The following is a 6000-nucleotide window of genomic DNA, read 5'->3' as shown; positions in this document are numbered from 1 at the left end:
GTCCGCGCTGGTCAGCCCAGCTTCTGCGCCAGCGACTCGAAGGACTCCCAGCTCCGCGCCGGCTGCCGCGGGTCCCACAGCTTCTGGGCCGTCGCCTGGAGCGGGCGGCGAATGCCGGCCGCGACCTGGTCCTGCGTCTGGGAGTTGGCCAGGTCGCACCAGACCGCGAAGCGGCCGCCCAGGATCTGGTCCGAGTACTTCTCCGGTACGGGCTCCGTGCCTCGCAGCACCAGCGGCGTCCACTGCTCGTAGATGCGGCGGCCCGTCGGGTAGGTGAACTGGTTGGGCTCACCGAGCACGTAGTAGAGGAACTCGTCGTTGAGGTTCACCACGCGGCGCCCCTCTGCCAGGTACTCCTGCGGCGGGCGGGCCCCGATCTCCTTGCCCGTCCAGTACTCGACCTCGATGTCCTTGTCGGCGGTGACCACGCCACCACGGAAGAAGCCGTCGTTCCACGCCTTGGGGGTCTTCTTCGCCTCGCGTACGACCGCGGCGCGGTCGTTCAGCCAGCCCTCCGCGAGGTCCTGGATGGTGGCGCCGTCGCCGTACTTCTGGCGGGCGGCCTGCGCGAGCTGCGGGTAGGAGGCCTGCGGGTTGCTCACGGTGAGCGCCTGGTACTCGTCGGCGCCGACGTGGAACCACGCCCCGGGGAAGAGCGCCGTGTACTCACGCAGCAGGTCGTCGACGATGCGGGCCGATTCGGGCTTCGAGATGTCAATGGCGCCCTGCCGCGGCACGCCCTGCGTGTTGCGCAGCTGAAGCTGGGGGTGCGCCCGCATCACGGCGCCCAGGTGTCCCGGGGAGTCGATCTCGCCGACGACGGTGATGTGGAGACGCTCGGCGAGCGCCAGGATCCGGCGGACCTCGTCCTTGGTGAGGTGCTGCTCGGAGACCACCTCGGGGTGCGAGTCGGACTCGATGCGGAAGGCCTGGTCGTCGGAGAAGTGCAGCCCGAGCTGGTTGAGCTTGAGGTCGGCCATCTCACGCAGCCGGTCCTCGATCCACCCGGCGCTGAAGTGCTTGCGCGCGATGTCGAGGTTCAGTCCGCGCTGGGGGCGGTCGGGCCGGTCGCGTACGACGCCCTCGGGCATCGAGCCGCCGGAGCGCACCGACTGCTTCAGGGTCCGGGTGCCGTAGAAGACCCCGGCCTCGTCCGGCCCGGCTATGCGGACCTTCCCGCCGCTGGTGGTCAGCGTGTACGACTCGGCGGCGCCGTTCCCGGCGAGTGCCAGTTCCACGTCGCCCGGCCCGGCGGCGACGGCGCCCCGGTAGGTGAGCCTCAGCTCCTGGGCGAGCAGCCGGCCCTCGTCGGAGAGCTCCTCGCTGCCCTTCGCGACGACGACCCCGCTGTCCGCGGTCCTGCTCCAGCCGGGGCCGCGGGCGGCCTGGTGGCTCCGTACGGAGGGGATCGTGGCCGGCGCTTCGGAGAGCGCGTAGCTGCGCGTGGGGCTGGGCGTCTGGCTGGGGGCGGCGGCCCCGGATGTCGTACCGGCCCGGTCGGGCGCGCTGCCGGACTCACCGGCGCCGTCGTCGGAACAGCCGGCGAGCGTCATCGAGAAGACGGCGGCCGAGGCCGCCGACACACCGGCGAGCCGGATCCTGCGAGAGAGCCACATCGTTCTGATACCTCCCATAAGTGGCGAAACCCCGTAGAAGCACCCCCTTCTGTGTCCATTACTTATGGCCAAACTCTCCCGTCCGGGTGAAATTCGCGCATTCGTCGGACACCTTCGTGTCCACATCGATAGCGTTACGACACACCCTTCTCTCCCTTCCCTGCCGCCCCGCTGTCCCGTTCGAGGAGTCCCGCTGTCCAGCGATTCCCACGCCGGCCTCCCGAAGCGACCGCCGACACTCCACCACACACGGGGCGCGGGCGCCCCTTCTGCCATACCGTCCCAGCGTCGCGCGGAGCCGGGACTCCAGCACTTCAACAGCGCCCCGGCCGACGAGGCGGAAGCGATCGTCCTCGCCTGCTGCGGCAGCCGCCGATGGGCCCGGCGCGTGGTCGCGCACCGCCCCTACCCCGACCTCGAGTCTCTCCTCGCCGCCTGCGACGAGGCCGGATACGACCTGACGCCCGCCGATGTGCACGAGGCCCTGGCCGGCGAGTCGTCCACCGGGCTGCCGCCGAGCGCCCCGCAGGCCGCCCACACCGCGCTCGCCGCCGCGCACACCGCCTACGAGAGTCGATTCGGACATGCGTTCGTCGTCTGCCTCGACGGATACCGGCCCGACGAGTACCTCGATCAGGTACTGGCCGGTATCCGGAGCAGACTGTCCCACGAACCGGACGAGGAGCGCGCCATATCCGCGGAGGAACTGCGCGCCCTGACCCGCTCCCGACTGGTACATGCAGTAGCCAACCATCCGGAAAGCGACGTCGCGGGGGCCTCGGAGGAGTCCGTCGCTTAGTCCGTACGAGGCTGTTTGATTGCCTGTTTGATCACACCGGTGGCCCCCGGGCGAACGAACCGACAACACGTCGCTACGATGGCCGGGGCCGGTGGACCGTACCCGGCCGGGCCAGACCGACACCCACAAGCCGGCATGGCCCCAATCCCCGCTCCCGGAGGGTTCTTCCGTGCCGGCTGGAACGCTGTACCGCGGCCGGGAAGGAATGTGGTCCTGGGTGGCTCATCGAGTCACCGGCGTCCTCATCTTCTTCTTCCTGTTCGTACACGTGCTGGACACCGCTCTCGTCCGCGTCTCCCCCGAGGCGTACGACGAGGTTGTCGCCACCTACAAGACGCCGATCGTCGCGCTTCTCGAATACGGCCTGGTCGCCGCGATTCTCTTCCACGCGCTCAACGGCCTGCGTGTCATCGCCGTGGACTTCTGGTCCAAGGGCCCGCGCTACCAGAAGCAGATGCTCTGGTCCGTCATGGCCATCTGGTTCGTGCTGATGGTGGGCGCCCTTTACCCCGTGCTCGGCCACGCCGTCCGCGAAGTCTTCGGGAGCTGAGGCCAGAAATGTCCGCTGACACCACTTCCGCCGTCGGTCCCGTCGAGGGTGACGCACCTCTGCGCCATTTCGATTCGGACAACCCGGCCCCGCTCATCGAGCCGCCCCGCAAGCGCACCAAGAAGACCCCGCGCTCGACCCGCGGCAACTTCGAGATGGCCGCATGGCTGTTCATGCGCCTGTCCGGTGTCGTCCTCGTCGTCCTGGTCATCGGCCACCTGCTGATCCAGCTGGTCCTCGACGGCGGCGTCTCCAAGATCGGCTTCGCCTTCGTGGCCGGCCGCTGGGCGTCCCCGTTCTGGCAGACCTGGGACCTGCTGATGCTGTGGCTTGCCATGCTGCACGGCGCCAACGGCCTCCGCACCGTCATCAACGACTACGCGGAGCGTCCGAACACGCGCCTGTGGCTCAAGGGCCTGCTGTACACCGCCACGGTGTTCACCATCCTTCTGGGCACGCTGGTGATCTTCACCTTCGACCCGAACATCCGCTAGGCACGGGGCTGAGGTAATCCACCCATGAAGATCCACAAGTACGACACCGTCATCGTCGGCGCCGGCGGCGCCGGCATGCGCGCCGCCATCGAGGCGACGAAGCGCAGCCGCACCGCCGTGCTGACGAAGCTCTACCCCACCCGCTCCCACACGGGCGCCGCACAGGGCGGCATGGCCGCCGCGCTGGCCAACGTGGAAGAGGACAACTGGGAGTGGCACACCTTCGACACGGTCAAGGGCGGTGACTACCTGGTCGACCAGGACGCCGCGGAGATCCTGGCGAAGGAGGCCATCGACGCCGTCCTCGACCTGGAGAAGATGGGCCTGCCGTTCAACCGGACCCCGGACGGCACCATCGACCAGCGCCGCTTCGGCGGCCACTCCCGCAACCACGGCGAGGCCCCGGTCCGCCGGTCCTGCTACGCCGCGGACCGCACCGGTCACATGATCCTCCAGACGCTGTACCAGAACTGCGTCAAGGAGGGCGTGGAGTTCTTCAACGAGTTCTACGTCCTGGACCAGCTCATCACCGAGGTCGACGGCGTCAAGAAGTCCGCCGGTGTGGTGGCCTACGAGCTGGCGACCGGCGAGATCCACGTCTTCCAGGCGAAGGCCGTGATCTACGCGTCCGGCGGCACCGGCAAGTTCTTCAAGGTGACCTCCAACGCGCACACCCTGACCGGTGACGGCCAGGCCGCCTGTTACCGGCGCGGCCTGCCGCTGGAGGACATGGAGTTCTTCCAGTTCCACCCGACGGGCATCTGGCGCATGGGCATCCTGCTGACGGAAGGCGCCCGCGGTGAGGGCGGCATCCTCCGCAACAAGGACGGCGAGCGCTTCATGGAGAAGTACGCGCCGGTCATGAAGGACCTCGCGTCCCGTGACGTCGTCTCCCGCTCCATCTACACGGAGATCCGCGAGGGCCGCGGCTGCGGTCCCGAGGGCGACCACGTCTACCTGGACCTCACGCACCTGCCGCCGGAGCAGCTGGACGCCAAGCTTCCGGACATCACCGAGTTCGCGCGTACCTACCTCGGCATCGAGCCCTACACGGACCCGATCCCGATCCAGCCGACCGCGCACTACGCCATGGGCGGCATCCCGACCAACGTCGAAGGTGAGGTCCTGCGCGACAACACCACCGTCGTCCCGGGCCTGTACGCCGCCGGTGAGGTCGCCTGCGTGTCGGTCCACGGCGCCAACCGCCTGGGCACCAACTCGCTGCTGGACATCAACGTCTTCGGCAAGCGCGCCGGCATCGCCGCCGCCGAGTACTCCGCGAAGTCCGACTACGTCGACCTTCCGGAGAACCCCGCGTCGTTCGTCGCCGAGCAGGTCGAGCGGCTCCGCAACTCCACCGGCTCCGAGCGGGTCTCCGTGCTCCGCAAGGAGCTCCAGGAGACGATGGACGCCAACGTGATGGTGTTCCGCACCGAGCAGACGATCAAGACCGCCGTCGAAAAGATCGCCGAGCTGCGCGAGCGCTACCTCAACGTGTCCATCCAGGACAAGGGCAAGCGGTTCAACACGGACCTGCTGGAGGCCATCGAGCTGGGCAACCTGCTCGACCTGGCCGAGGTCATGGCCGTCTCCGCGCTGGCCCGCAAGGAGTCCCGCGGCGGTCACTACCGCGAGGACTTCCCGAACCGCGACGACGTCAACTTCATGCGCCACACCATGGCGTACCGCGAGGTGGGCGACGACGGCACCCAGTCGATCCGTCTCGACTACAAGCCGGTCGTCCAGACCCGCTACCAGCCGATGGAGCGTAAGTACTGATGACTGCCCCGACCCTGGAGAAGCGGGAAGCCGGCTTCGCCGACTCCCCGTACATCACCGCCACCTTCCGGATCCGCCGCTTCAACCCCGAGGTGTCGGAGCACGCGGTCTGGGAGGACTTCCAGATCGAGATCGACCCCAAGGAGCGCGTCCTCGACGCCCTCCACAAGATCAAGTGGGAGCTCGACGGCTCGCTCACCTTCCGCCGCTCGTGCGCGCACGGCATCTGCGGCTCCGACGCGATGCGGATCAACGGCAAGAACAGGCTCGCCTGCAAGACGCTGATCAAGGACATCAACCCGGAGAAGCCCATCACGGTCGAGGCCATAAAGGGCCTGACGGTCCTCAAGGACCTGGTCGTGGACATGGAGCCGTTCTTCCAGGCGTACCGCGACGTGATGCCGTTCCTGATCACGAAGGGCAACGAGCCCACGCGTGAGCGTCTGCAGTCCGCGGAGGACCGCGAGCGTTTCGACGACACCACCAAGTGCATCCTGTGCGCCGCCTGCACGTCCTCGTGCCCGGTGTTCTGGAACGACGGCCAGTACTTCGGCCCGGCGGCGATCGTCAACGCGCACCGCTTCATCTTCGACTCGCGTGACGAGGCCGGCGAGCAGCGTCTTGAGATCCTCAACGACAAGGACGGCGTGTGGCGTTGCCGCACCACGTTCAACTGCACGGACGCCTGCCCGCGCGGTATCGAGGTCACCAAGGCGATCCAGGAAGTCAAGCGTGCCCTGATCACGCGCCGCTTCTGACACA

6 protein-coding genes are annotated in these 6000 nt (G+C 68.2%); 5 read left to right on the top strand and 1 reads right to left on the bottom strand.

The features are described from left to right. Window positions 1–11: 11 nt before the first annotated feature. The gene (locus ACWGH4_RS07940) at window positions 12–1616 is read right to left on the bottom strand and encodes a beta-N-acetylhexosaminidase (RefSeq protein ID WP_453457107.1); all 1605 of its coding nucleotides are present in this window, start codon (window positions 1614–1616) and stop codon (window positions 12–14) included. Window positions 1617–1809: 193 nt separating this feature from the next. Here ACWGH4_RS07940 and ACWGH4_RS07935 point away from each other — a divergent pair, with 193 nt between their 5' ends. The 5 genes from ACWGH4_RS07935 (at window position 1810) to ACWGH4_RS07915 (ending at window position 5996) form a co-directional block, all read left to right on the top strand. Beyond that, window positions 1810–2415 (top strand): 2-oxo-4-hydroxy-4-carboxy-5-ureidoimidazoline decarboxylase, encoded by a 606-nt coding sequence (locus ACWGH4_RS07935; RefSeq protein ID WP_453457113.1) that lies wholly within the window; start codon window positions 1810–1812, stop codon window positions 2413–2415. Window positions 2416–2584: 169 nt separating this feature from the next. Then, window positions 2585–2965 (top strand): succinate dehydrogenase, cytochrome b556 subunit, encoded by a 381-nt coding sequence (gene sdhC, locus ACWGH4_RS07930; protein ID WP_005313117.1) that lies wholly within the window; start codon window positions 2585–2587, stop codon window positions 2963–2965. A gap of 8 nt (window positions 2966–2973) precedes the next feature. Beyond that, a complete protein-coding gene (locus ACWGH4_RS07925) occupies window positions 2974–3459 on the top strand; it encodes a succinate dehydrogenase hydrophobic membrane anchor subunit (protein ID WP_453457103.1) in 486 nt (161 codons plus the stop codon). Between the two features lie 24 nt (window positions 3460–3483). After that, window positions 3484–5238, top strand: coding sequence for a succinate dehydrogenase flavoprotein subunit (sdhA, locus tag ACWGH4_RS07920; RefSeq protein ID WP_307707901.1), 1755 nt, complete (start codon window positions 3484–3486; stop codon window positions 5236–5238). Continuing rightward, window positions 5238–5996, top strand: a complete 759-nt coding sequence (locus ACWGH4_RS07915) for a succinate dehydrogenase iron-sulfur subunit (RefSeq protein ID WP_441263805.1) — start codon at window positions 5238–5240, stop codon at window positions 5994–5996. The genes sdhA and ACWGH4_RS07915 overlap by 1 nt, the downstream gene beginning before the upstream one ends. The last annotated feature ends 4 nt before the right edge of the window (window positions 5997–6000 follow it).

The organism is Streptomyces sp. NPDC054847 (genome assembly GCF_053610925.1).
The sequence above is the reverse complement of the archived record's forward strand: the minus strand, read 5'-3'. Positions and strand labels throughout refer to the sequence as shown.

What these genes read in the sequence shown, in the direction of transcription:
- ACWGH4_RS07940 (WP_453457107.1), bottom strand. Translation starts at nt 1,616, where the DNA reads ATGTGGCTCTCTCGCAGGATCCGGCTCGCCGGTGTGTCGGCGGCCTCG.
- ACWGH4_RS07925 (WP_453457103.1), top strand. Translation starts at nt 2,974, where the DNA reads ATGTCCGCTGACACCACTTCCGCCGTCGGTCCCGTCGAGGGTGACGCA.
- sdhA (WP_307707901.1), top strand. Translation starts at nt 3,484, where the DNA reads ATGAAGATCCACAAGTACGACACCGTCATCGTCGGCGCCGGCGGCGCC.
- ACWGH4_RS07915 (WP_441263805.1), top strand. Translation starts at nt 5,238, where the DNA reads ATGACTGCCCCGACCCTGGAGAAGCGGGAAGCCGGCTTCGCCGACTCC.